Annotated in this window: 20 protein-coding genes and 1 pseudogene; 11 read left to right on the top strand and 10 right to left on the bottom strand. The window is 73.1% G+C overall.

Going from position 1 to position 23,825, the window contains the following annotated elements:
- The first annotated feature begins 90 nt into the window (after positions 1–90).
- Positions 91–2,493, top strand: a complete 2,403-nt coding sequence (locus KUM40_RS30540) for a hypothetical protein (protein WP_217169431.1) — start codon at positions 91–93, stop codon at positions 2,491–2,493.
- 59 nt (positions 2,494–2,552) lie between these two features.
- Here KUM40_RS30540 and KUM40_RS30535 read toward each other — a convergent pair whose 3' ends face one another.
- From KUM40_RS30535 to KUM40_RS30525, 4 genes and pseudogenes are all read right to left on the bottom strand, one after another.
- Positions 2,553–4,991, bottom strand: coding sequence for a right-handed parallel beta-helix repeat-containing protein (locus KUM40_RS30535; RefSeq protein ID WP_217169430.1), 2,439 nt, complete (start codon positions 4,989–4,991; stop codon positions 2,553–2,555).
- A gap of 108 nt (positions 4,992–5,099) precedes the next feature.
- On the bottom strand, positions 5,100–5,705 hold the full coding sequence (locus KUM40_RS30530; protein ID WP_217169429.1) for a hypothetical protein: 606 nt from the start codon (positions 5,703–5,705) through the stop codon (positions 5,100–5,102).
- Between the two features lie 293 nt (positions 5,706–5,998).
- Positions 5,999–6,168, bottom strand: a pseudogene (locus KUM40_RS41740) (MOSC N-terminal beta barrel domain-containing protein); the annotation flags it as partial.
- 13 nt (positions 6,169–6,181) lie between these two features.
- Positions 6,182–6,616, bottom strand: a complete 435-nt coding sequence (locus KUM40_RS30525; RefSeq protein ID WP_217169428.1) for a DUF6643 family protein — start codon at positions 6,614–6,616, stop codon at positions 6,182–6,184.
- Positions 6,617–6,911: 295 nt separating this feature from the next.
- Between KUM40_RS30525 and KUM40_RS30520 the strand changes: the two genes are divergently transcribed.
- A complete protein-coding gene (locus KUM40_RS30520) occupies positions 6,912–8,216 on the top strand; it encodes a TerD family protein (RefSeq protein ID WP_217169427.1) in 1,305 nt (434 codons plus the stop codon).
- A 19-nt stretch (positions 8,217–8,235) separates the two neighbouring features.
- Here the strand turns inward: KUM40_RS30520 and KUM40_RS30515 are convergent, their stop codons facing one another.
- Entirely contained in the window at positions 8,236–9,492 is a 1,257-nt protein-coding gene (locus KUM40_RS30515; RefSeq protein WP_217169426.1) for a glycosyltransferase, read from the bottom strand.
- A gap of 39 nt (positions 9,493–9,531) precedes the next feature.
- Between KUM40_RS30515 and KUM40_RS30510 the strand changes: the two genes are divergently transcribed.
- Entirely contained in the window at positions 9,532–10,317 is a 786-nt protein-coding gene (locus tag KUM40_RS30510) for a glutamate racemase (RefSeq protein ID WP_217169823.1), read from the top strand.
- Positions 10,318–10,396: 79 nt separating this feature from the next.
- Positions 10,397–10,942: a hypothetical protein gene (locus KUM40_RS30505; protein WP_217169425.1), complete on the top strand. Its 546-nt coding sequence runs from the start codon at positions 10,397–10,399 to the stop codon at positions 10,940–10,942.
- A gap of 72 nt (positions 10,943–11,014) precedes the next feature.
- Here the strand turns inward: KUM40_RS30505 and KUM40_RS30500 are convergent, their stop codons facing one another.
- On the bottom strand, positions 11,015–12,019 hold the full coding sequence (locus tag KUM40_RS30500; protein WP_308401279.1) for an O-antigen ligase family protein: 1,005 nt from the start codon (positions 12,017–12,019) through the stop codon (positions 11,015–11,017).
- A 299-nt stretch (positions 12,020–12,318) separates the two neighbouring features.
- Here KUM40_RS30500 and lnt point away from each other — a divergent pair, with 299 nt between their 5' ends.
- The 4 genes from lnt to KUM40_RS30480 all read left to right on the top strand — a co-directional run bounded on the left by lnt (position 12,319) and on the right by KUM40_RS30480 (position 17,297).
- The gene (gene lnt / locus KUM40_RS30495) at positions 12,319–13,932 is read left to right on the top strand and encodes an apolipoprotein N-acyltransferase (RefSeq protein WP_217169423.1); all 1,614 of its coding nucleotides are present in this window, start codon (positions 12,319–12,321) and stop codon (positions 13,930–13,932) included.
- Positions 13,933–14,001: 69 nt separating this feature from the next.
- The gene (locus tag KUM40_RS30490; RefSeq protein WP_217169422.1) at positions 14,002–14,481 is read left to right on the top strand and encodes an NUDIX domain-containing protein; all 480 of its coding nucleotides are present in this window, start codon (positions 14,002–14,004) and stop codon (positions 14,479–14,481) included.
- 54 nt (positions 14,482–14,535) lie between these two features.
- Positions 14,536–15,336: a 3-hydroxybutyrate dehydrogenase gene (locus KUM40_RS30485; protein WP_217169421.1), complete on the top strand. Its 801-nt coding sequence runs from the start codon at positions 14,536–14,538 to the stop codon at positions 15,334–15,336.
- A gap of 56 nt (positions 15,337–15,392) precedes the next feature.
- Entirely contained in the window at positions 15,393–17,297 is a 1,905-nt protein-coding gene (locus KUM40_RS30480) for a GAF domain-containing protein (RefSeq protein ID WP_217169420.1), read from the top strand.
- Between the two features lie 42 nt (positions 17,298–17,339).
- Here the strand turns inward: KUM40_RS30480 and KUM40_RS30475 are convergent, their stop codons facing one another.
- Both KUM40_RS30475 and KUM40_RS30470 read right to left on the bottom strand, forming a co-directional pair.
- Positions 17,340–18,743 carry an MFS transporter gene (locus KUM40_RS30475; protein WP_217169419.1) on the bottom strand — a complete coding sequence of 468 codons (1,404 nt, stop codon included), beginning with the start codon at positions 18,741–18,743 and terminating at the stop codon, positions 17,340–17,342.
- Between the two features lie 165 nt (positions 18,744–18,908).
- A complete protein-coding gene (locus KUM40_RS30470) occupies positions 18,909–19,370 on the bottom strand; it encodes a MarR family winged helix-turn-helix transcriptional regulator (RefSeq protein WP_217169418.1) in 462 nt (153 codons plus the stop codon).
- Between the two features lie 79 nt (positions 19,371–19,449).
- Here KUM40_RS30470 and KUM40_RS30465 point away from each other — a divergent pair, with 79 nt between their 5' ends.
- Positions 19,450–19,821: a VOC family protein gene (locus KUM40_RS30465; protein WP_217169417.1), complete on the top strand. Its 372-nt coding sequence runs from the start codon at positions 19,450–19,452 to the stop codon at positions 19,819–19,821.
- A 6-nt stretch (positions 19,822–19,827) separates the two neighbouring features.
- Here KUM40_RS30465 and KUM40_RS30460 read toward each other — a convergent pair whose 3' ends face one another.
- On the bottom strand, positions 19,828–20,745 hold the full coding sequence (locus tag KUM40_RS30460; RefSeq protein ID WP_217169416.1) for a LysR family transcriptional regulator: 918 nt from the start codon (positions 20,743–20,745) through the stop codon (positions 19,828–19,830).
- 70 nt (positions 20,746–20,815) lie between these two features.
- On the opposite strand from KUM40_RS30460, the gene KUM40_RS30455 reads away from it, so the two are divergent.
- Entirely contained in the window at positions 20,816–21,247 is a 432-nt protein-coding gene (locus KUM40_RS30455) for a tautomerase family protein (RefSeq protein WP_217169415.1), read from the top strand.
- A 37-nt stretch (positions 21,248–21,284) separates the two neighbouring features.
- Here KUM40_RS30455 and KUM40_RS30450 read toward each other — a convergent pair whose 3' ends face one another.
- Entirely contained in the window at positions 21,285–22,307 is a 1,023-nt protein-coding gene (locus KUM40_RS30450) for a LacI family DNA-binding transcriptional regulator (RefSeq protein ID WP_217169414.1), read from the bottom strand.
- Positions 22,308–22,445: 138 nt separating this feature from the next.
- Here KUM40_RS30450 and KUM40_RS30445 point away from each other — a divergent pair, with 138 nt between their 5' ends.
- Entirely contained in the window at positions 22,446–23,750 is a 1,305-nt protein-coding gene (locus KUM40_RS30445; RefSeq protein WP_217169413.1) for an ABC transporter substrate-binding protein, read from the top strand.
- The last annotated feature ends 75 nt before the right edge of the window (positions 23,751–23,825 follow it).

The raw sequence follows: 23,825 nt of genomic DNA, 5'->3' as shown, positions 1-23,825 counted from the left end.
CCGTGCCGAGGGGTGTACGAGGCCCGCGGAGTGGAGATCCTTGTGCCCGCACGGACAGAGCCGACGGCGCGTCACGGGGGAGTGCGGACAGTGGGACAGGCGCAGGAAAGGGCCGGGACGGGCGGGCACGAGACCCCCGGACCGCGCGGCGGTACGGGCGGCGACACGGATGGGGCGGACGGGAGAAGCGGCACCGCACTGGAACTCCTGGTGCACGGGGTGGGCGGCACGACACCCGCCGACATGCTGGACGACCCGCGGACCGTGCGGATCACCGGCGACCACATCGCGGCCGTCTTCCGGCGCACCGAGGACGCCGACGCCGAGTCCCGGCCCGAGGACTACCGGGGCCGGCCGGTGCCCGAGGCCTACGTCTGGTGCAACCTGACCTCGGGCAACGGCACCCGCGCCCTGTGGCTGCTGCTCCTGCCCTTCATGGTGGTCAACCTCGCCCACTGGATGCGGCCCACCGCCCACGACCGGATCCGGACGGTCCGCCTGTACGGGCTGCTGGTGCGGCTGGCCGGCCTGACGCTCACGGTGCTGCTGGTCGCCGCCGCCTGCGAGGTCGCGCTGGACCTCGTGGCCTGGCAGTGCGCGGGCACCCGCGCGTGTGCCGAGCGGCACTCCTGGCTGGGCTTCCTGTCGCCGGTGGTCTCGGACGGCGGCTGGTGGAGTCCGCCCGGCCGCAGGCTCGCCCTGGCGGCAGCGGTGCCCGCCGCACTGACCGGGCTGCTGTGGTACCTGTCGTTGCGCACCTGGCGGGCCTACGAGTCCCAGCAGCCGATGGACCGCGAGACCGACGCCGAGGAGGACCCCGGCCACACCGCGCTGGGCCGGCCCGGGTTCTGGTACGGGCGCCGTCTGGTGGCCCGGCTGCGCGCCGCGCACACCGCCGCCGGCCTGCTGACCGTCGCCGCGGCGGTCGGCACACCGGCGGCCCGCTTCGACCGCCGGCCGGGCGGCCCCACGCTGCTCGACACGCTGGGCTGGACCCTGGTGGGGGCGCTGGCCGCCGGAGCGGTCGCCGTCGTCGCGGTGGTCTGCCGCCGCGGGCGCAGCGAGAACCGCCTCGACCGGCAACTCGACGAGCGCCTCGTACGACTCCTGCCGCTGGCCGCCCTCGCCCTGTTCGTCCTCGCCCTGCTCTACGGCGGCTGGGCCCGCCCGGCGTGGACGTCCGGCGGCCGGCTGCCCGGGGACATGACGTTCGGCGGCATCGCCCTGGTGCAGGGACTGCTGGTCGTCGCCCTCGCCGTGGTCGCCCACCAGCTCCACCGCAGCCGTCCCGACGCCCGCGCCGCGATCCGCGGCCTGGGCGGCCCCGCCGTCGCCATGCTGGCCTGCGCGCTGGGCGGCGTGATGTCCGGCGGCGTCGCCCAGCGCGTCTCCGACTGGATGGACGGCACCGGCACCTTTCTCGAGGGCCCGCCCGTCCTGCTGACCTGGCAGGCGTCCATCATCCCGCCGCTGCTCGTCGTCGTGGCTCTGCTGTGCGCCGCGCTCGCCCGGCACACCCTGCGCCTCGCCCGCGCCGAACGGGACGCCGTGGAACGCGACCACCCGGGGGAGACCGGCGACACGGGGCGCACCCGGCGCATCGCGCTCACCCGCGCCATGGCCACCCTCACCGACCGGGCACCCTTCCTCGTCGCCATCACCTCCGCCACCACCCTGCTGCTGGGCGCCGGAGCCCTGGTGGGCGCCCTGGCGACCGACCAGGTGCCGGGCGAGGCCGCGCGCGGGACGTACGCCGTCGTCCAGGGGGCCGCCCAGACCGCGCAGGAGCTGGGCTCCTGGCTGATCGGCCTGGGGTTCATACTGTTCGTCACCTGGGGCAGGCGCGCCTACAAGGACGCCTCCGCGCGGCGCAGCATCGGCATCCTGTGGGACGTCGGCACCTTCTGGCCGCGTGCCGCCCACCCCTTCGCGCCGCCCTGCTACGCCGAGCGCGCGGTGCCCGACCTGACCTGGCGGATGGCGACCTGGACCCGGGCCACCGGCGGGCGGCTGGTCATCTCCGGGCACTCGCAGGGCAGTGTCCTCGCCGCCGCCGCGTCCTGGCAGTTGGAGCCGTCCGCCCGCAGGCGCGTCGCCCTCCTCACGTACGGCTCCCCGCTGGAGCGGTTGTACGGCCGCTGGTTCCCGGCCCACTTCGGACCGGCCGCGCTCGCCTCGCTGCACGAGGAGGTCGACTGCTGGCGCAACCTCTACCGGCGCACCGACCCCATCGGCGGCCCGATGCGGCTGCCCGGCGACTCGGGCCCCGCGGTGGACCGCGCGCCCCTCAAGGACCCGCTGACCTACGGCCGCACCGAACTCCACCCGCTGCCGGCGCCGATCCTGGGCCACTCCGACTACCAGGCCGACCCCGCCTTCGCCGAGGAGCGCGGGCGGCTGCTGGCCCGGCTGCGTCCGGAGGTACCGGCGCCACGCCACACCGAGGGCCCGGCACCGGTACCGGCGGCGGACGACGGACCCGGGGACTGTTAGTCCCCAAGTCCCCTGGTCCCCTCAGGCAGTCCCCTCCGGCACGAGCGCCGCCTGCCCGGCTACGGCAGATCCGGCAGGTCGTCCGCGTAGAGCAGGGTCAGCTCGTCCGTGCTGGGGTCGCCGAGCTGGGCGACCCTGCTCGCGTGGCGCTCCACCATCGCCTCGAAGGTCTGGCGGGCGGTGCGCCCGTTGCCGAAGGCCGGGCCCTTGGGGATCGCGGTGAAGTACTTCGTCAGCGCCTCGGCCGTCCCGGGCGCCAGCCGGTACTCGTGCTCGTCGGCCTGCTGCTCCACGATCCGCAGCAGCTCCTCAGGGCCGAAGTCGCCGAAGGTGATGGTCCGGGAGAAGCGGGACGCCACACCGGGGTTGACGGACAGGAAACGCTCCATCTCCGCCGTGTAGCCCGCGACGATCACGACGACCGCTTCCCGCTGGTCCTCCATCAGCTTGACCAGCGTGTCGATGGCCTCCTTGCCGAAGTCCCGGCCCGCGTCCTCGGGGGAGAGCGCGTACGCCTCGTCGATGAACAGCACGCCGCCGTGCGCCCGCTGGAACGCCTCCTGGGTGCGGATCGCCGTGGAGCCGATGTGCTCGCCCACCAGGTCCACCCGGGACACCTCGACCAGGTGGCCCCTGTCCAGCACCCCGAGCGAGGCGAGGATCTCGCCGTACAGCCGGGCGACCGTCGTCTTGCCGGTGCCGGGGGAGCCGGTGAAGACCAGGTGCCGCTTGACCGACGCGGCTTTCAGGCCCGCGCGCTGCCGGCGCCGGCCCACCTCGATCATGTCGGTCAGGGCCCGCACCTCGCGCTTGACGCTGTCGAGGCCCACCAGCGCGTCCAGTTCACCGAGTACGGCCTTCGAGGTACGTGCCGGTTCCTGCGGTGCGGCGGCCGCGATGAGCGGCTCCTGCTCGGTGGTGCGCTGCCCCGGGATGGAGCCCAGCAGACCGGGGGACTGGGCCGCCGCCTGCACGACCGGCTCCGGCGCGGCGGGCGCCGTCAGGCCGCCGCTCTCGTCGCTGGTGCAGTCCTCGACGAGCGGCCCCGAGTCGTACGCCGTGTCGGGGCCGCCGTCCGCGAACTCGTACCCGCCGCGCGCGCAGCGCTCCGTGCGGCACTTCTTGAGCGTCGTACGGCAGCCGTCGATCACATGGAAGCCGTAGCCCGCGCTGCCGGTCACCCGGCAGTTCAGCAGGGTGCCGCGGCCTCCTGCCGACACGTAGACGCCGGCCTCGGAGGGGGAGTCGACCGTGCAGCGCTCGATGGTGGGGTCGGCGCCCTTGGTGACGATCACGCCGGTCCGATTGCCGTCCAGCGTGCAGTTGTTCAGGGTCCCGCCGCTGCCGTGGTCGCGGAACCAGGCGCCGGTGGCCGCGTCCCGGATGCGGCAGTCGTCGAGCTGAGCGGTGGCGCCGTCGCTCACCGACACGGCGGTGTTGCGCACCTGGGAGAGGTCGCTGTCGACGACGTCCACGCGGGAACCGCGGTCCAGCACGAACAGCGCGTCCGGCACGTCGTGCACCCGGCAGGAGTCGAGCACCGCGGTCGCGCCGTCGCTGACCCAGACCGCCGGATAGTCGCCCGTGCTGTCGAAGATCTCGCACTGGTTGGCGTCCACCCGGGTGCCAGGGTCCCACACCGACAGGCCGTTGCGCCCGAACTGCCGCACGCTGGTGCGGGTCAGGGTGAGCACGGAACGCGACCTGAGGTCGACCGCGTTCTCCGGGATGTCGTGGATGCGGCAGTCGGCGAGCGTGAGGACCGCGTCCGTGTCCAGCGTGACGCCGTCGCCGGTGGTGCGGTGCACGTCGCAGTCGGTCAGGTGGGCCGTGGCCCGGCCGGTGATCTGCACACCGCTGCCCCGGACCTCGTAGACCTCGCAGCCCACGGCCTCCAGCGCGGAGCCCTCACCCGTCGCCGTCAGACCGGAACCCGCCGCGTGGTGCACCCGGCAGCGCTCCAGCCGGGGGTGGGCGCCGGAGCGCACCGCGACGCCCGCCTGCCCGGCCGAGACGACCTCGCACTCCTCGAACACGCCGCCCCCGCCGTCCAGGACGGCGATGCCGACACCGGCCGGATTGTCGACCGTGCAGCGCCGCACCGTGGGTCGCGCGCCGCCGCGCACCTCTATCCCGGAGGCGGAACGCGCCACCACCCGCAGGCCCAGCAGCTCCGGCGTACCGTCCTCGACGAGCACCGCGGGCGCCGCCGCGTCCTGGCCCTCGACGTGCAGGTCCTGGATCACCGCCGAGGCGCGCACGGTCAGCGGGACGCCGTCGCCGGGCGCGATCCGGACCGAACCCTGGACACCCTCGGGACCGCGCAGGGTCACCGCCCGCTGGACGACGAGGTTCTCCCGATAGGTCCCGGGGGCGACGGTGAGGACGTCACCGTCGGCCGCGGCCTCCAGGGCGGCGGCGAGCGATGCGTACTCACCTGTGCGGCGCCGCCACCGCGAGGTGCCGGTGTGCGTCACCTGGACCGTGCCCTGTGCCATGGCGTTGCTGTGCCCCCACCTCGTCGTACGCGGGTCGTCGCCGATTCGGTTCGGCCGGTCCACCGTAGCGTGCGCGCAGGTGGTGAGTTGACCGTAGGCGCAAGCCCGTCAGCTACCCGCGCCGGTCCTGCCCCAGTCCGGTCCTGCCCGGTCCCACTCCTGCTCCAGGCGGGCGTACCGGCGGCGGACCATGCGCCCCACGGCTATCCGCCGGACGGCCTCGACCAGGGCCCCGGCCGCCACCGCGGTGCCGAAGCCGGCGAGCACGGCGTGCGTGGTCGCGGTGGCGGAGTCCAGCGGGTGGGCCACCGCCCGGCCCCGCGCGTCCGTCCATATCGCGAACCGGTCGCCGCTGCCCGGGTCGTCGATCCCCACCATGACGGGGCCCTCGTGCCGCGAGCCGTCCGGCGCGGTCCAGTGGGCGAGGACCCGACGGCGCAGATCCCCGCCGGAGGCACTCTCCGGGTCGACGGTCAGGGGCGAACGCTCCAGGGCACGGACCACGGTGGCCGTCATCCGGTGCCGGGTCTGGTGCTGTTCGCGCACCGAGCGTTGCAGGGCATTCTGCGCCACGCCGCCCACGAGGACGCCTGCCAGCGGCGCCACGGACACGATCAGCAGCAAGGCGGTCAGGGCCACCCAGGCCTCGGCCAGGTCGGTCGTGCGGCACAGCGGATTGCCCCGCCAGCGCCACAGACCCCTGATCGCACGCACACACGCACCCCCTTCCCGCTCCTCACCGCCCCCGCTCGGTGGCCCTTGCCCGCAGGGTTCTCATGAAGCTCTCACACAGCCCAACGCGCGGACCACGGACCGGGTTCCCGGTTCCGGGCCGTTTGTCCGGAACCCGGCCGGTGGCACGGCGGACGCGGTCGTCGTCAGCGGGAACGGAAAGCCGTCGGCGAAGGAGGGCGAAGGAGGGTGAGGAGGGGTGAAGGAGGGCGCAGGAGACGGCCTCGCCCGGCACGGCGTACCGCAGGGCCGCGGGTCCACGGGCCGTGGGTCCGCAGGCCGTGCGCGGACAGCCGTACGCCGCCGCCGGGCACAAGCTCGGCGGCGGCCGGGGCGCGGCGCGGCTGCCGGCGTCGCGTGACGACCTTTCCCCCGTCGTCGGTCAGCGTCCGGCGTCGGTCACCGGCCGGCCCCGGGGCTCCACGGCGGCTTCCCGCAGCGGCAACCCGGAGGACGGCTCAGTAGCCGCGGTACTGCTGCTGGTTGTACGGGTCCTGGTACGGCGCGGGGGCCGGCCGGGGAGACGCGGGGCGCATCGCCTCGTACCCCGCGGGGCCGGGCGCGGCCGGGCGGGGCTGCTGCGGACCGGGGTACCCGCGCGGCGCGGTGGCCTGGTGCGGGATGTACGCGGCGGGCGCCTGCTGCAGCGGTGCGGGCTGCGGCATCTGCTGCTGGTAGCCGTAGGAGGGCTGCGAGGGGCCCGCCGGGAGGGCGGGCAGGGCGGACGGCAGCGCGGGCAGATGGCTGCTGCTCGGCATGTCGTACGCGGCGGGGACCCGGATCGGGGCGATCTGCGGGGTGCCCCGTTCGGCCACGAGCGAGTCGTAGATCGGGGTGTCCGGGAAGGAGGCGGAGTAGTAGCCGCCGCCATAAGTGGAGCGGGGGGAGGTCATGGCCATAAGTTAAGCCCACGATGTGCTGGTTGGGGAGACCGATAAGAGGGTTGTTTTCCGTGTCCTCAGTGACCTGGGATCCCCAATGCGAGCGAACTTGGGAAAATGGGGCGCCATGCCACGCCTTTTTAAGGTAAAGGCCGAGTTCCAGGCGGGTTACCGGTGGTTGGCCGGGCGTCCCGCCGAACTCCTCGGGAGCAACGGGCGCCGGGAAGAATAGGTTGGGCTTGGAAAACTCGACGATTCGCCGGGACACGGCCCGGCTCGGTGACACGTGATGGGGGCGGACATGTCAATGTCGAAAGGATCGAACACCCCGGTGCCGACGACGGCGCTGCGGGTCGAACTGGGCTGGCGTACCGGCCCCGGCGTACCCGACGCGGACGCCTCCGCCCTCCTCCTGGTGGGCGGGAAGGTCCGTTCGGACGCGGACTTCGTCTTCTACAACCAGTCGGCCCACTCCTCCGGCGCGGTCCGCCACGAGGGCAAGCGGGACGCCGGCGGCCGGGTGAGCGACAGTCTGCTTCTCGACCTCGCGCGCGTGGAGCCCGCGATCGAGACCATTGTCCTCGCCGCCTCCTCGGACGGCGGATCGTTCGGGCAGGTTCCCGATCTGTACATCGAGGTCCGCGACGCCGCGCGGAACACCGTGGTGGCCCGCTTCGACAACCCGGGCGCGACAGTGGAGACGGCCTTCGTACTCGGTGAGTTCTACCGTCGGCAGGGCGCCTGGAAGTTCCGTGCCGTCGGCCAGGGTTACGACCGCGGGCTCGAGGGCCTGGCCACGGACTACGGGATCTCGGTGGACGAGCCGCAGCAGGCACCCCCGGCACCCGCAGCACCCCCAGGACCCCCAGCACCCCAGACAGCCCCGCTCGCCCCGCCGACCCCGCCCGCCCCCGCGGCCACGATGCCCCCTTCAGCACCCGCCGCGCCCCCTGCGCCGCCCTCCGCCGCGCCGGTCCGGCTGACCAAGGTCACGCTCACCAAGGCGGCGCCGTCCGTCTCGCTGACCAAGCAGGGCGGCACCTCGGGCGCCATGCGCGTCAACCTCAACTGGCAGGTGCGCAAGCAGTTCTCGGGCTGGGCCCGCAAGCTCGGCCGCCCGGTCGCCATGCACGACGACCTCGACCTCGACCTGTGCTGCCTGTACGAACTGAGCGACGGCAGCAAGGGCGTGGTCCAGGCACTCGGCAACGCCTTCGGGGCGCTGCACCAGCCGCCGTTCATCCTCCTCGACGGCGACGACCGCACCGGCTCCGTGGCGACCGGCGAGAACCTCACGATCAACCTCGACCACAAGCAGCACTTCCGGCGCGTCCTCGTCTTCGTGACCATCTACGAGGGCGCCCGCTCCTTCGCCGACCTGCACGCGACGGTCACCCTCCAGCCGCAGTACGGCGCGGCGATCGACTTCTCGCTCGACGAGTGCACCGTGCCCTCGACGGTGTGCGCCCTCGCGCTGATCACCAACACCGGGAACGACCTCGTCGTCCAGCGCGAGGCCCGCTACCTGGTCCCCGAGCGCCGGGTGAGCCCGCAGCGGACCGTCGACCACGCCTACGGGTGGGGCATGAACTGGACTCCCGGCCGGAAGTGACCCCTTGCCGGGCCGGCGCTCAGCCCTCCTCGGCCACGGCGTCCGGACGGGCGTAGGTGCGGCCCTTCCAGGCCGCACCGCGCCCCCGGTAGTGCTGCACCGCCGAGTCCACCGTCATCAGGAGATACAGGAACGCGGTGAGCGGCAGCAGCGGAGCGAGCCACAACGGCTGCCGGTAGTAACGCAGCATCGGCAGATACGTCCCCGCCATCACCAGCCAGGCGGCGGCGGCGAGAACGGCCGTCGCCGCCTGCCCCGTCGCCGCGCCGACCAGCACCGCCGCAGGCGGCACCAGGTACACCAGCGCCAGCCCGAGGACCGTTCCGGCGAGCAGCAGGGGGTTGTGCCGCAGTTGCGCGTAGGCGCTGCGCGAGATCATCCGCCACAGGTCGTGCAGCCGCGGATACGGACGCACGCTGTCCACCCGGTCGGCCAGCCCCAGCCAGACACGGCCGCCGCCGCCCTTGACCGCCCGCGCGAGAGCCACGTCGTCGATGACGGCGTGCCGGATGGCGTCCGGGATCCGCGCCCGCTCGGCGGCCTCGGCACGCAGCAGTACACAGCCGCCCGCCGCTGCCGCCGTCCGCGTCCCCTTCCTTTCCCCGCTCCCCGTGTTCCCTTCCCTGCTCCCTTTGCGGCCACCGCCGATCCACCGGAACGGATACAACTGGGCGAAGAAGTAGACGAAGGCCGGCACCACCAGCCGCTCCCACACGCTCTCCACGCGCAGCCGGGCCATCTGCGAGACGACGTCGAAACCTCCGGCGTGGGCCGCCGACACCAACCCGCGCAGACTGTCCGGCGCGTGCGCGATGTCGGCGTCCGTCAGCAACAGGTACTCGGGTTCACGCGCGCGTGCCAGGCCGATGCCGTGCCGCACCGCCCACAGCTTGCCCGTCCAGCCGGCGGGCGGCTCCCCGGGCGATGCCACGGTGAGCGGCAGACCCTCGTGCCGCCGGGCCAGCTCGCACGCCAGCTCACCCGTGCCGTCCGTACTGCCGTCGTCGATCAGGAAGACCTCGGCCCGCCCCGGATAGTCCTGGGCGAGCAGCGACGGCAGGCTCGAGGGCAGGACCGCCGCCTCGTCGCGCGCCGGGACCACGACACACACCGAGGGCCAGACGCCGGGCTCCTCCTGGGCCGGAAGTCTGACGTCCGTGCGCCAGAAGAAGCCCCGGGCGAACAGCAGCCACAGCCAGGCGGCGAGGGACACGGCGGGTACGACGGTCACGACGGACGTCCACACATCGGCGCTCACGTGCGCAGTCTGCCCCACGACACCGGCCGGTGGCGGCGCATCGTCTATGGTGGCCGGGTGAAGATCGCGCTCATGGACTCCGGAATCGGTCTGCTGGCGGCCACCGCCGCGGTACGGCGCCTGCGACCGGACGCCGATCTCATCCTCTCCCTCGACCCCGACGGAATGCCCTGGGGCCCGCGCACGTCCGAGGACCTGACCGAGCGTGCCCTCGCCGTGGCCGAGGCCGCCGCCGCGCACCGTCCGGACGCCCTGATCGTCGGCTGCAACACCGCCACCGTGCACGCGCTGCCCGCACTGCGCGCCCGGCTCGAGCCCGGGGTGCCCGTCATCGGCACCGTGCCGGCGATCAAGCCCGCGGCGGCGGGCGGCGGCCCCGTGGCGATCTGGGCGACGCCCGCCACCACCGGCAGCCCCTACCAGCGCGGTCTGGTCGAGGAGTTCGCCGGCGACGCGAGGGTCACCGAGGTGCCGTGCCCGGGGCTCGCCGACGCCGTCGAGCACGCGGACGAGGCGGCCATCACCGCGGCCGTCGACACCGCGGCCGCCCTGACCCCCGACGACGTGACGACCGTCGTCCTGGGCTGCACCCATTACGAACTCGTCGCCGAGCGCATCCGCGCCGCCGTCCAGCGCCCCGGCGCCCCGCGCCTCGTCCTGCACGGCTCGGCCGGCGCGGTGGCCGCCCAGGCGCTGCGCCGCGTCGGAGCCCGGCCCGACCCCGGCGCCCCGGCCGAGGGAACCCTCACCGTCCTGCTCAGCGGACGCGAGGGCACGCTGCCCGCGCCCGCGCTGGCCTACGCCGAGGGCAGGCTCCTGCGCGCGGTCACGCCGGCCCGCTGACCGGCCGGGCCGCCCGGTCGGCCCAGTCACCCTGCGCGACGCGGTACCCGCGCAGCGAAACATGAGTAACCTCATAGCCATGAGGCATCGCCACGGCGAGACCGTCCCACCACAGCCGAACGTCTGGACCGGCCGGGCCACCAACCGGGTCCAGTGGTTCCTGGCGCTCATCGGCGCCGCCTGCGTGGCGCTCGGCATCGCCCTGGCCGTCGACTCCGCCTGGGAGTCCGGCGTCGCCCCGCTGGCCATGGCGGTCGTCGGCTGCATCGCGGCGGGACTGCTGGTCCTCTTCGGCACGCTCGCGTTCGTGCACGTCGCGCTGAGAGTCGACGACGACTGCCTCGAAGTACGCTGCGGCCACATCGGAGTGCCCCGCCGCCGCATCCCCCTCTCGCACGTCGCCGGCGCCGAGTTCGCCCCGCACGTCACCCCGCGCCACTGGGGCGGCTGGGGCTACCGGTGGCGGCCGGAGATGGGCACCGCCGTCGTCGTGCGGCGCGGGGAGGGTCTGATCCTGCGGCTGTGGGACGGCCACACCTTCACGATCACCGTGGACGACGCGGAGGCGGCCGTCCAGGTCATCAAGGACCGGCTGCGTCCGAAGGCACCCGGTCCCGCACACTGACGGCGCGGCGCCCACCGGGTGAACCGACCGGGCCGAAGGGACCGGTTGCGGCGGCGCCGGTCGCCGCGGCCCTCACCGGGACGGCCGACCGGCCCGCGGTCGTACGCCGGTGGCCCGTGCCGGAGACTCGTCGGCGAAGGGCCGGGCCGTGGCCAGCCCCGCGAGGAGTCCCGCCCCCACCGGCACCGCGGTGAAGCTCAGCGCGTTGCCGACGGCGGCGATCGCCGCGAGCCCGGTGAGGGCGACACCGGCGGTGAGGACGACCGGCGTGGGACGCGGCGAGCGCCACAGCGCGTACAGCACCCAGCCGAAGGCCGCGGCCAGCAGCACCACGCCCACGACCCCCTGTTCGGCCGCCTGCTGCCACACGGCCGAGTGCGGCCGGCCGTCCGGCACCTGCGAGAGGGCGGCCGTCGGGCTCGACGCCCCGAACCGTCCCGGGCCGACCCCGAGTGCCATGTCCCCGCGCAGCAGCTCCCACGCGTCGGCCCACAGCCGGACGCGACGGGAGGTGAGCCGGCCCTCCAGCGAGGCGGCGAGCCCGTCCGGCACGAAACTGCCCAGGACCGCCCAGGTCAGGCCCGTCACCAGGCCCGCGGCGAGACCCAGTGCGGCGATCCATCCACCGCGGCGGCGTACCCGGCCGGCGGCGAGCGAGCACAGCAGCACCACCGCACAGGCGACGCAGCCGGCCACCGAGCCCAGTACGGCCGCGGTCACGGCGATCCCGACGGCCAGCAACCGGAACGCGGCCCGCACGGCCGGCACCCCACTGGCCCACGCCCCGCAGCACGCGGCGCCCGCCGACAGCGCGAGCAGGGCGGCACTCGCACCGGCGTGCCCGAGCGGCGCGGTGATGCGCGGCCCGGGCGCGAGATGCGGAACGGCCACCGTCAGGACGGTCCCGGCCAGCGCGGCCGCACAAGGGGCGGCCACCGGCACCAGCGCCCCGCCGATCCGCCCCGCGGCGTACCCCGCGGCCACGGCCAGCACCGCGAGCAGCACACCCTCCGGGCGCCCGTCGCGCGCGGCGGCGGTGATCAGCGACCAGGAGGCGCAGGCACCGAGGATCACCACCCCCGCCGTGTCCGCGCCGCCGCGTCTCCCGCCGTCCGCGACCGCACCGGCCGCAGACGTCGTCCCCCTCGAACCCACCGTGTCCCCCGCCCGCGTCGCCCCCGACCTGACGCGCCTCCGCCGCCCGGCAGGATCGGGCCGGCGACCGAGGCTCCGGCACACCGTAACGGCTGGTCGGCGGATTGTGGACCGGTCGGCACCCGGTTGTGGCGAAACGATGCGGCGCCCGCTGCCCAGGGCCCACGGCCTCCCCGGACCGTCCTGTCCGCGGCCAGGTCACCCGCCGTACACTCCGGGGGGTGACAGCCACCGCAACCTCCGTCGGCGAGTCGGACCGGACGCAGCCGCAGACCACGCCCGCCTCCCGGGTCACCGCGCGGCTCCTGCGCCTCGTCCCGGCCGCCGCCGCCGCGCTCTCCGGAGTGCTGCTCTACATCAGCTTCCCGCCGCGCACCCTGTGGTGGCTGGCCCTGCCCGCCTTCGCCGTGTTCGGGTGGGTACTGCGCGGGCGCGGCTGGAAGGCAGGGCTCGGCCTCGGCTATCTCTTCGGCCTCGGCTTCCTGCTGCCCCTGCTGGTGTGGACCGGCGTGGAGGTCGGCCCGGGCCCCTGGCTCGCCCTGGTCGCCATCGAGGCGATGTTCGTCGCGGTGGTCGGAGCGGGCGTCGCCGCGGTGTCGAAGCTGCCGGGATGGCCCCTCTGGGCGGCGGCCCTGTGGATCGCGGGAGAAGCCGCACGCGCGCGTGTGCCCTTCGAGGGCTTCCCCTGGGGCAAGATCGCGTTCGGGCAGGCGGACGGTGTCTTCCTGCCGCTCGCCGCGGTCGGCGGCACGCCGGTCCTGGGCTTCGCGGTCGTCCTGTGCGGCTTCGGCCTCTACGAGGCCGTACGTCTGGCCGTCCGGGCGCGCCGGGGCGGCGCGGTACGGCGGAGTGCCGCGGCCGTGGCGATCCTCGGTGTGGCCGTGCCCGTCGTGGGCGCCGTGGCCGCCCGGCCGCTGGTCAGCGACGAGGCGGAGGACGGCACCGCGACCGTCGCCGTGATCCAGGGCAACGTGCCCCGCGCGGGCCTCGACTTCAACGCCCAGCGCAGGGCCGTACTCGACTACCACGCGCGCGAGACGAACCGCCTGGCCGCCGAGGTCGAGGCGGGCAAGGCGGAACAGCCCGACTTCGTGCTCTGGCCGGAGAACTCCTCGGACATCGACCCCTTCGCCAACGCCGACGCCCGCCTGGTCATCGACCGGGCCGCCAAGGCGATCGGCGCGCCCATCTCGGTCGGCGGCGTCGTGGAACGCGACGGCAAGCTGCTCAACGAACAGATCCTCTGGGACCCGGACAAGGGCCCCGTCGACACCTACGACAAGCGGCAGATCCAGCCCTTCGGGGAGTACCTGCCGCTGCGCTCGCTGATCGGCGCGATCAACGACGACTGGACCTCCATGGTCAGCCGGGACTTCAGCAGGGGCACCGAGCCCGGCGTGTTCACCATGGCCGGCACCAAGGTCGGCCTGGCGACCTGCTACGAGGCGGCCTTCGACTGGGCCGTGCGCTCCGAGGTCACCGACGGCGCCCAGATGATCTCCGTGCCCAGCAACAACGCGACCTTCGACCGCAGCGAGATGACCTACCAGCAGCTCGCCATGTCCCGCGTCCGCGCGGTCGAGCACAGCAGGACCGTCACCGTGCCGGTGACCAGCGGCGTCAGCGCGATCATCATGCCGGACGGCAGGATCACCCAGAAGACCGGCATGTTCGTGGCGGACTCCCTGGTCCAGGAGGTGCCCCTGCGCTCCTCCAAGACACCCGCCACCCGGCTCGGCATCGCACCCGAGATCGCCCTGGTGCTGGTCGCGGCGGGCGGGCTCGGCTGGGCCGTGGGCGCCGGTGTGCGCGGGCGACGCGCCCGCGACGTGTAGCCGTACGCCCGTCGCACGCCCCGTGGCAGCGTCGGGAGTGGTCCGGGCCGCCCCGTTAGGGTCGGACGCATGGCTACTCCCGATTTCATCCGCGACCTGCGCGCCTCGGCCGGACACCAACTGCTGTGGCTGCCCGGGGTCACCGCCGTCGTCTTCGACGACGAGGGCAGAGTCCTGCTCGGCCGACGGTCCGACAACGGGCGCTGGTCGCTCATCGGAGGCATCCCGGAGCCCGGAGAGCAGCCCGCCGCCTGCGCCGTGCGCGAGGTGGAGGAGGAGACCGCCGTCCGGTGCGTCGTCGAGCGGCTGGTCCTCGTCCAGGCGCTGACTCCGGTCACCTACGACAACGGTGACGTCTGCCAGTTCATGGACGTCACCTTCCGCTGCCGGGCCGTCGGCGGCGAGGCCCGGGTCAACGACGACGAGTCGCTGGACGTGGGCTGGTTCGCGGTGGACGCGCTGCCGGACCTCAAGGAGTTCGGGCAGACCAGGGTCAAGCAGGCACTGTCCGACGCCCCCACATGGTTCGAACCCACTGGTTCCTTCTGAAGTATGGGGCGTGCCCACATGGGGGGTCGGGTGGACGCTGCCTAGGGTCGGGACATGACCTCGCCCAGCGTCCTTCCGGCCCGCCACGCCTCCTCGCTCGACCTCGACGGCCGCACCGCTCTCGTCACCGGCGCCGCCGGCGGCATCGGCCGTGCCTGCGCGCTGCGACTGGCCGCCGCCGGCGCCGAGGTCAGAGCGATCGACCGGGACGCCGCCGGACTGGACGCGCTCGCCGAGAGCTGCGGGGACCTCGCGGGCGGTGTCGAGACCCAGGTCCTGGACCTGACCGACCTCGACGCGGCCGAACGCGCCGCCGCCGGCACCGACGTCCTCGTCAACAACGCCGGAATTCAGCTCGTGCGGCCCATCGAGGAGTTCCCGCCAGACGTCTTCCACACCGTCCTCACCGTGATGCTGGAAGCCCCCTTCCGGCTCATCCGCGGCGCCCTGCCCCACATGTACGGGCAGGGCTGGGGCCGCATCGTCAACATCTCCTCCGTCCACGGCCTGCGCGCCTCGGCCTACAAGGCGGCCTACGTGTCCGCCAAGCACGGACTGGAGGGACTCTCCAAGACCGCCGCCCTCGAGGGCGCCGCCCACGGGGTCACCTCCAACTGCGTGAACCCCGCCTACGTACGCACCCCGCTGGTGGAGCGGCAGATCGCCGACCAGGCCCGGGCCCACGGGATCCCCGAGGAGCAGGTGCTCTCCGACGTACTGCTGCGGGACAGCGCCCTGCGGCGGCTGATCGAACCGGACGAGGTCGCGGAGGCGGTGGCGTACCTGTGCGGACCGCGGGCGTCCTACGTCACGGGCACCTCACTCGTCCTGGACGGCGGCTGGACCGCCCACTGAGCCGGAGTTTTCCACAGGGCTGCCGGGACGAGTGGGCGATGGGGAATCCTGGGGGCATGTCCCGCGATCACGCGCAGTCGGCCGAGACGCCGTTCCTGGAGCTGCTGGCCCGCGGCGCCTCCGCCGACGCCTACGAGCAGCCGGTGCTGCTGGCCCGCGCCGAGGGAGGGCCGCCCGAGCGGATCGACGCGCTCGAGCGGGCCAAGCACCTCGCGCTGCGGGTGCGCTCGGAGCTGGAGGGCCGGCGCCGGCGGGAGGCCGAGCTGTCCGCGCTGTTCGAGACGGCCCACGACCTCGCCGGACTGCGCGACCTGGACGCGGTGCTGCGGGCGATCGTGCAGCGGGCCCGCTCCCTGCTCGGCACCGACGTCACCTACCTCAGCCTCAACGACCCGGACCACGGCGACACCTACATGCGGGTCACCGAGGGCTCGGTCGCCGCCCGCTTCCAGCAACTGCGCCTCGGCATGGGGGAGGGCCTCGGCGGCCTGGTCGCCCAGACCGCCCGCCCCTACGTCACCGACGACTACTTCAAGGACGCCCGCTTCCAGCACACCGGCACCATCGACGCGGGAGTACGCGACGAGGGCCTGGTCGCCATCCTCGGCGTGCCCCTCATGCTCGGCCACCACGTCATCGGCGTGCTCTTCGCCGCGGACCGGCGCGCCCGGGTCTTCGAACGCGAGCAGATCGCCCTGCTCGGCTCCTTCGCCGCCCTCGCGGCCGCCGCCATCGACACCGCGAACCTGCTCGCCGAGACCCGCTCCGCCCTCGCCGGGCTGGAAGGGGCCAACGAGATCATCCGGGACCGCAGCGGCGTCATCGAGCGCGCCTCGGACGTCCACGACCGGCTCACCGAACTCGTCCTGCGCGGTGGCGGGGTGCACGACGTGGCCGCCGCCGTCTCGCAGGTCCTGGCCGGCACCGTCGAGTTCACCGAGGCCGCCTCGGCGCCGGCCCGCGCCCTGGAGGCGTCCCGGGCCGAGGGACACGCGGTGCGCCACGAGGAGGACTGGATCGCCGCCGTCACCGCCGGCGACGAGCTGTTCGGCGCCCTCGTCCTGCGCGGCCACCCCGGCCTCGACCCCGTCGACCAGCTCACCCTGGAACGCGCCGCGATGGTCACCTCCCTGCTGCTGCTCGCCCGCCGCTCCGCCGCCGAGGCCGAACAGCGCGTCCGCGGCGAACTGCTCGACGACCTGCTCGACGCCCGCGACCGCGACCCGCGCGTGCTGAGCGACCGGGCCCGACGGCTGCACGCCGACCTGTCCGCCACCCACGTCGTACTCGCCGCCCGCCTCGAGGCCACCGCGCCCGACGCCGACCAGGAGGCGGACGCGCGCAGACGCCTGTGGGCCGCGGCCTCCCACCTCGCCGCGACCCGGCACGGCCTGGCCGCGGCCCGGGACGGCGGCACCGTACTGCTGCTGCCCCTGACCGCCGGGGCCGGCGCCACCGACCTGGCCCGCCGCACCGCCCGGCACCTGGGCCGCGCCGTCCACGAGGCCGTCACCGTCGGCGCCTCCGCCCCCGTGGCGGACCTCGCCGCCCACCCCGACGCCGTGGCCGCCGCCTACAGCGAGGCCGGACGCTGCCTCGACGCCCTGCGTCTGCTCGGCCGCTCCGGGGACGGCGCCGCCGCCGAGGACTTCGGGTTCCTGGGCCTGCTGCTGGCCGGGGACCAGAACGTTCCCGGGTTCGTCGAGCGCACCATCGGCCAGGTCGTGGCCTACGACGAGCGGCGCGGCACCGAACTGCTGCGCACCCTCGACGCGTACTTCGCCTGCGGCATGAGCCCGGCCCGCACCAAGGAGGAACTGCACGTCCATGTGAACACGGTCGCCCAGCGCCTGGAGCGCGTCGGCCGCCTCCTGGGCGACGACTGGCAGCGTCCCGACCGCGCACTGGAGATACAACTGGCGCTCAGACTCCACCGGTTGTCGATCCCGGCACGGCACTGACCCCCGCACGCACGGGCGTACGGGGGCCGGTGGCGGGGCGGTTCAGACGCTGCGCGCACCCTGCGCGGGGGAGCCGGTCACCGGCCCCTCCACGCCCCCGTCCCCGTCTCCGTCCCCGGGGGCGGACATGAAGTCGTCCGTCAGATCCCGGTGGCGGGTCTCCCTGGCCACACCCACCGCGATCAGCGTCAGCACGGCCGCGCCGATCACATAGAGCGCGATCGGCGTCGAGCTGTCGTACTCGGCCAGCAGCGCCGTGGCGATCAGCGGCGCCGGCGCACCGGCCGCCACCGAGGCGAACTGCGCGCCGATCGACGCCCCGGAGTAGCGCATCCGGGTCGCGAACATCTCCGAGAAGAAGGCCGCCTGGGGCGCGTACATGGCGCCGTGCAGCACCAGTCCCACGGTCACCGCGAGCAGCAGACCGCCGAAGCGGCCGGAGTCGATCAGCAGGAAGAAGGGGAACATCCACAGCCCGACACCGGCCGTGCCCAGCAGATACACGGGACGCCGGCCGACCCGGTCCGACAGCGCACCCCAGGCCGGGATGACCGCGAAGTGCACGGCGGAGGCGATCAGTACGGCGTTGAGCGCGGTCTGCTTGGAGACGTCGGCCGCGGTCGTGGCGTAGACGAGGATGAAGGCCGTGATGACGTAGTAGCTGATGTTCTCCGCCATCCGCGCGCCCATGGCGATCAGTACGTCGCGCCAGTGGTGGCGCATCACCGACACCAGCGGAATCGGCTCGGCCCGTGACTCCCGCGTCTCGGCCTGCGCCAACGCCTGCTTGAAGACCGGCGATTCGTCGACAGACAGACGAATCCACAAACCGACCATGACCAGGACCCCGGAGAGCAGGAACGGTATCCGCCAGCCCCAACTGTTGAACGCGGTGTCCGACAGCAGGGCCGTCAGCAGCGACAGCACACCGGTCGCGAGCAGTTGGCCCGCCGGCGCCCCGGTCTGCGGCCACGACGCCCAGAACCCGCGCCGCCGCGCGTCCCCGTGCTCGGAGACCAGCAGTACGGCCCCGCCCCACTCACCGCCGAGGGCGAAACCCTGGACGAGCCGCAGCACGGTCAGCAGCACGGGAGCGGCCGTGCCGACGGTCGCGTGGGTGGGCAGCAGCCCGATCGCGAAGGTGGCCCCGCCCATCATCAGCAGGCTCAGCACCAGCAGCTTCTTGCGCCCGAGCCGGTCACCGTAGTGCCCGAACACCAGGGCCCCCACCGGACGTGCGGCGAACCCGACGGCGTAGGTCAGGAACGACAGCAGCGTGCCGACCAGCGGGTCGGAGTCCGGGAAGAACAGCTTGTTGAAGACGAGGGCGGCGGCGGAACCGTAGAGGAAGAAGTCGTACCACTCGATGGTCGTCCCGATGAGGGACGCGGCGACGATGCGCTTGAGGTTGGACGGAGCTGGTGGAGCGGTTGCGGGCGACGACATCGGCACCACTTCCTGGCGTTCGACGGGGGACGGTTGCGTGTCGCCATACCGTAGGAAGGGGCAGGTCAGGGGCGTATGTGGTGAGGCACCATAGTTTCGCGCACCGGAGTGCGTGTGGGCACCATGAAGTACCGGGTCGAGCCTCCAGCGGGCCGACCGGAGCGCTCAGTCGGCGAGTGCCTGTGCCAGACGGTCGAAGTCCTCGAGCAGAGGGGCCAGGCGGTCCGCGGGGATGGCTCGGATCATGCGGGCCTCGACGGCGTAGACGTCCCCCTGTGCGGCGTGGAGGCGACGGCGGCCCTCGTCGGTGAGGCTGGCGGGCCGGGCGCGGCCGGTGTCGACGGTCGCGGGCCGGGTGAGCAGGCCCTCGTCCTGGAGTCCGCGCAGGACCACGTTCATGGACTGGCGGGTGACGAAGGTGGCGCGGGCGAGTTCGGCGTTGGACAGACCGGGGCGTGCGGCGAGCACTTCCAGGCAGGAGTACTGCGGCACGGTCAGGCCGTGCAGGCGCAGCGCCTGGTCCATAGCACCGCGCAGTGCGGCATGGGCGCGCTTGAGCCGGTATCCCGCGTGGTCGAGCACGTCGTCGGCCGGATGGGGCGGATCCACGGGCGAGCTGTTCTGCATGTCCACATTTTGACACCTGTGCGGAGGAGGTCTAGCGTTGTTGATGTCAAAGTCCTGACATTGATGCGAGGAGACACCCATGACCAGCAGCGTCGACGGCCCCGACTTCATCGCCCTCCAGGTCCGCGACCTGGAGGCCGCCGCCCGGTTCTGCGAGCAGAACCTCGGCCTGCGCCGCACCCCCGCCTCGCCCCCCGGCGCGGTCGTCTTCGACACCAAGCCGGTGCCGCTGGCCGTGCGCGAACCACTGCCCGGCACCGACCTCGACTCCGGCCGGCCCGGTCTCGGCGTGTCCCTGTGGTTCGCCACCCCCGACACCCGGGCCTTCCACGACCGGCTCACCGAAGCGGGCGTCGAGATCCTCACGCCGGTCACGGACAGTCCGTTCGGCGCGATGTTCTCCTTCGTCGGGCCCGAGGGCTACGTTCTGACGGTGCACCAGAGGGACTGAGTCCGGTCAGTCGGCCAGGTCGGCGGCGCGACGGCGCAGGGCGTCGACCAGGGACCGGACCGGTGCCGTGACCGGGCCCGGCAACGACACCAGGGCGACGCGTCGTACCTCCTGCGCGACGCCCGTGACGTCGACGAAGCGCACGCCCGGCGGCACGACGGGCAGCAGCGTCGGTGAGGCCGTGGTGATGCCCGCCCCGGCGGCGACCAGATGGAGCTTGGTCAGCCAGTCGCGGGCGGTGTGGGCGATCCGGGGCCGCCCGGGCAGCCCCGGCCAGACCCCGAGCAGGGGATCACCCGCACTGCCCGGACCGGCGATCCACGGTTGCGCCGCGATCTCTTCGACGCCGACCGTGCCGCGTTCGGCGAACGGGCCGTCCGCAGCCACGGCCAGCGCCAGGCGCGTCTCCAGCAGGGGCTCGACGCGCAGGGGCGGATCGTCCGTGTCGGGCGAGCGGTGCGGGGGCCTGGAGGTCAGGATTGCGAGGTCGAGGGTGCCGCTGCGCAGCGCGCGCACCAGCGCGGGCGTGCTCCCCTCCCGCGTCGTCACCCTGAGGTGGGAGCGTTCCTGACGCAGCGCCGCCAGGGCGTCGGCCACCATCACCGCTCCGGCGGCGGGGAAGAACCCCAGCCGGACCCGGCCGGCAGTGTCCTGTGCACCCCGCAGTTCCCGGTCGGCGGCCTCCAGGGCGTCCAGCGCGGCAACGGCGTGGCGCAGCAGGGCGCGGCCCGGTCCGGTCGGCCGTACGCCGCCGGGAAAGCGGTCGAAGAGCCGGGCACCGGTCGCCTGTTCCAGCGCGGCCACCTGACGGGAGACGGCCGACTGCGTGTACCCGAGGGCCCGAGCGGCCGCGGTGAAGGTGCCCCGCTCCGCCACCTCGCGCAACACCCGCAGCCCGACCAGCGTCACATCCGCCACACCCATGAGCAATGAGCATACCCGGCATGCCGAACATTCGCTGTCGGAATGTCTCCGTGGTTCCTAACGTGGGGTCATGCCTCTGATCACCATCACCCTGCGACAGGGAACCACGCCCGAACACCGCCGCCTCGTCTCCGCGGCCGTCCACCAGGCCATGGTCGACGTCCTGAAGATTCCCCAGGACGACCAGTTCCACGTCTTCCACGAGGTCGCGAGCGACAACTTCGTCATACAGCCGGTCGTGTTCGGCATCCGGCGCGGCCCGCACACCCTGTTCATCCAACTGTCCTTCAACCAGCGCCCCGCCGAGCAGAAGGCCGAGCTGTTCCGGTCGATCGTCGACAACCTCCGGCTCTACGCGGACGTCCCCGAGGACGATGTCATGCTGGTCGCCTTCGAGACGGCCCGCGAGAACTGGTGGGCCGCCGGCCGCGTCGTCAACCCCGCCACCGGCTACGACGAGCGCATGACCGAGGTGCCCGCCGACCCGGCCGAGGTCGGCTGAGACCGGCTGAGATCGGCTCGGGCCGGCTGAGATCCCGTCACGCGCCCCCCGGCGGCGCCGTGCTCTGCCGTACGACGAGGTGGGTCGCCAGCTCGATGCGCCGGCCGGCGCGGCCGGGGTCGTCCGGGCGCAGGAGCATGCGGGTGGCCTCCTCGGCCATGTGCCGCAGCGGCTGGTGGACGGTGGTCAGCGGCGGGCTGGACCACTGGGCCAGCGGCACGTCGTCGTAGCCGACGACCGAGAGGTCCTCCGGCACCCGCAGGCCCCTGAGCCGGGCCGCCTCCAGCACGCCGAGCGCGTGGAGGTCGCTGCCCGCGAAGATCGCCGTCGGCCGGTCGGGACCGGCGAGCAGGTCCATGCCGTGCTCGAAGCCGCTCTGCACGTGGTATTCGCCGTAGCGGACCAGGCGCGGGTCGATCGGCAGGCCCGCCATGGTCATCGCCGAGCGGTAGCCGTCGAGACGGGCCAGTGAGCACAGCATGTCCTCGAACCCGGTGATGATCGCGACGCGTTCGTGTCCGTGGTCGGTGAGATGGCGGGTGGCCGCGAGCCCCCCGGCCCAGTTGGCGGAGCCCACGGACGGGACGTCGGGGTCGGGGTCGCCGGCCGGGTCGACGATGACGAAGGGGATGTCCCACGCCCGGAGCCGCTGCTTCACCTCGGCCGGGAGTGACGAGAAGACCAGCACGACACCCAGCGGCCTGCGCCGCAGCACCCCCTCGATCCAGTCCGCCGCGGGCGCGTGCCGGGTGCCGCTGCGGGTGAGCACCACGTCGGTCCGGTTGGCCTTGGCGACGTTCTCCACGCCCCGGACGAGTTCCATCGCCCAGACGCTGTCCAGCTCGTGGAAGACGAGTTCGACCAACGGTGAGCGCGGTGGGCTCGGGTTCCGGCGGCGGTAGCCGTGCACCTCCAGGAGCCGCTCCACCCTGGCCCGGGTGGAGCTGGAGACATCCGAACGACCGTTGAGGACCTTCGAAACTGTCGGAGGGGAGACCCCCGCCTCTTTCGCCACCTCGGCCAGGGTGACCCTCGCTCCCACCGCAACTTCATCGTGCATGCAGGCAGGATAGGCCATGCGATCGGTAACGTTTTGAGTCGGCAGCCGCACGGCCATTGACCAGAAATCCCGTCTCACTTTACTGTCCGACCAGCATGGACTTTCGGTGATGATGCCGAAACTTTCGAGAGGCGAACGATGAAGACACCTGCGCGCTTGCCCAGACTGGTCGCCACCGGTGCGACGCTCGCCCTGGCGCTGAGCCTGTCGGCCTGCGGTGACGGGAACGGCGGGGCGTCGTCGGACGACGGCAAGATCCATGTCCTGGTCTACGGGGACGCCAGCAACAAGGTCGAGCAGCAGATGGTCGACACCTTCAACAAGACGTCCGACGTCAAGGCGGTCCTCGACACCATCCCCGGCGCCGACTACCAGACGAAGCTTCAGACGATCATCAGCACGCCACAGGCTCCGGACATCTTCTACAACTGGGGCGGCGGCAGCATCAAGCCGTTCGTCGACGCGGACCTGCTGCTGCCGCTCGACGACTTCATCAAGAAGAACCCGGACCTGGAGAAGAAGTTCCTGCCGGCCGTCTTCGACAACGCCGTCGTCGACGGCAAGCCGTACGGCGTCCCGATGCGCGGCACCCAGCCGGTCCTGCTCTTCCACAACAAGAAGGTCCTCGACGAGGCGGGCGTCCAGCCGCCGAAGACCTGGGACGAGCTGCTGGACGCGGTCGAGAAGCTCAAGGACGAGGGCGTCACACCGATCGCGCTCGGCGGCGGCGACGTCTGGCCCACCCAGATGTGGTTCCAGTACCTCTACGACCGCATCGCCGGTCCGGAGCTGTTCGCGAAGGCCATCGAGGGCGACAAGAGCGCCTGGGAGAGCGCGGACAGCAAGAAGGCCCTGGGCATGATCAGGGAGCTCGTCGACTCCGGCGCCTTCGGCAAGAACTACGACTCCGTCAAGTACACCAACGGCGGCTCGGTGCAGCTGGTGGCCTCGGGCAAGGCCGGCTTCGAGCTGATGGGCTCCTGGTACTTCTCCCAGCAGCTGACGGACCACAAGGAGTTCGCCGAGAAGAGCCTCGGCTACACCGCCTTCCCGTCCGTCGAGGGCGGCAAGGGCGACCCGGCCAACGTCGCCGGCAACCCCAACAACTACTACTCGGTGATGAAGAAGACCAAGCACCCCGAGGCCGTCGCCGAGTTCCTGAAGCTCATGTACTCCGACGAGTTCGTCAAGGCGCACCTGGAGATCGGCAACCTGCCGACCACGACCAACACCGACAAGTTCATCGACACCTCGGGCACCCCCGAGTACTCGCACTTCCAGTACGACCTCGTCACCGACGCCCCGTCGTTCCAGCTGTCCTGGGACCAGGCGTACCCGCAGAAGGCGAGCTCGGACATGCACAAGGCCATCCAGCAGTTCTTCAACGGAACGCTCGACACGGACGGCTTCATCAAGGCCATGCAGGCCCTCCCGACCGAGTGACGAACGGCTCATGACGACACAGATCACGAGCGCCCGGCCCGCCGCCGGTCCCCGCAAGGGGTCCCGGCGGCGGCC

The organism is Streptomyces sp. AC512_CC834 (assembly GCF_019049325.1).
Taxonomy (GTDB): domain Bacteria; phylum Actinomycetota; class Actinomycetes; order Streptomycetales; family Streptomycetaceae; genus Streptomyces.
The sequence above is the reverse complement of the archived record's forward strand: the minus strand, read 5'-3'. Positions and strand labels throughout refer to the sequence as shown.

Excerpts from the sequence above, each read along its gene's own strand:
- KUM40_RS30535 (WP_217169430.1), bottom strand. The coding sequence starts at position 4,991 with ATGGCACAGGGCACGGTCCAGGTGACGCACACCGGCACCTCGCGGTGG.
- KUM40_RS30525 (WP_217169428.1), bottom strand. The coding sequence starts at position 6,616 with ATGACCTCCCCCCGCTCCACTTATGGCGGCGGCTACTACTCCGCCTCC.
- KUM40_RS30520 (WP_217169427.1), top strand. The coding sequence starts at position 6,912 with ATGTCGAAAGGATCGAACACCCCGGTGCCGACGACGGCGCTGCGGGTC.
- KUM40_RS30505 (WP_217169425.1), top strand. The coding sequence starts at position 10,397 with ATGAGGCATCGCCACGGCGAGACCGTCCCACCACAGCCGAACGTCTGG.
- KUM40_RS30490 (WP_217169422.1), top strand. The coding sequence starts at position 14,002 with ATGGCTACTCCCGATTTCATCCGCGACCTGCGCGCCTCGGCCGGACAC.
- KUM40_RS30485 (WP_217169421.1), top strand. The coding sequence starts at position 14,536 with ATGACCTCGCCCAGCGTCCTTCCGGCCCGCCACGCCTCCTCGCTCGAC.
- KUM40_RS30480 (WP_217169420.1), top strand. The coding sequence starts at position 15,393 with ATGTCCCGCGATCACGCGCAGTCGGCCGAGACGCCGTTCCTGGAGCTG.
- KUM40_RS30475 (WP_217169419.1), bottom strand. The coding sequence starts at position 18,743 with ATGTCGTCGCCCGCAACCGCTCCACCAGCTCCGTCCAACCTCAAGCGC.
- KUM40_RS30470 (WP_217169418.1), bottom strand. The coding sequence starts at position 19,370 with ATGCAGAACAGCTCGCCCGTGGATCCGCCCCATCCGGCCGACGACGTG.
- KUM40_RS30465 (WP_217169417.1), top strand. The coding sequence starts at position 19,450 with ATGACCAGCAGCGTCGACGGCCCCGACTTCATCGCCCTCCAGGTCCGC.
- KUM40_RS30460 (WP_217169416.1), bottom strand. The coding sequence starts at position 20,745 with ATGGGTGTGGCGGATGTGACGCTGGTCGGGCTGCGGGTGTTGCGCGAG.
- KUM40_RS30455 (WP_217169415.1), top strand. The coding sequence starts at position 20,816 with ATGCCTCTGATCACCATCACCCTGCGACAGGGAACCACGCCCGAACAC.
- KUM40_RS30450 (WP_217169414.1), bottom strand. The coding sequence starts at position 22,307 with ATGCACGATGAAGTTGCGGTGGGAGCGAGGGTCACCCTGGCCGAGGTG.
- KUM40_RS30445 (WP_217169413.1), top strand. The coding sequence starts at position 22,446 with ATGAAGACACCTGCGCGCTTGCCCAGACTGGTCGCCACCGGTGCGACG.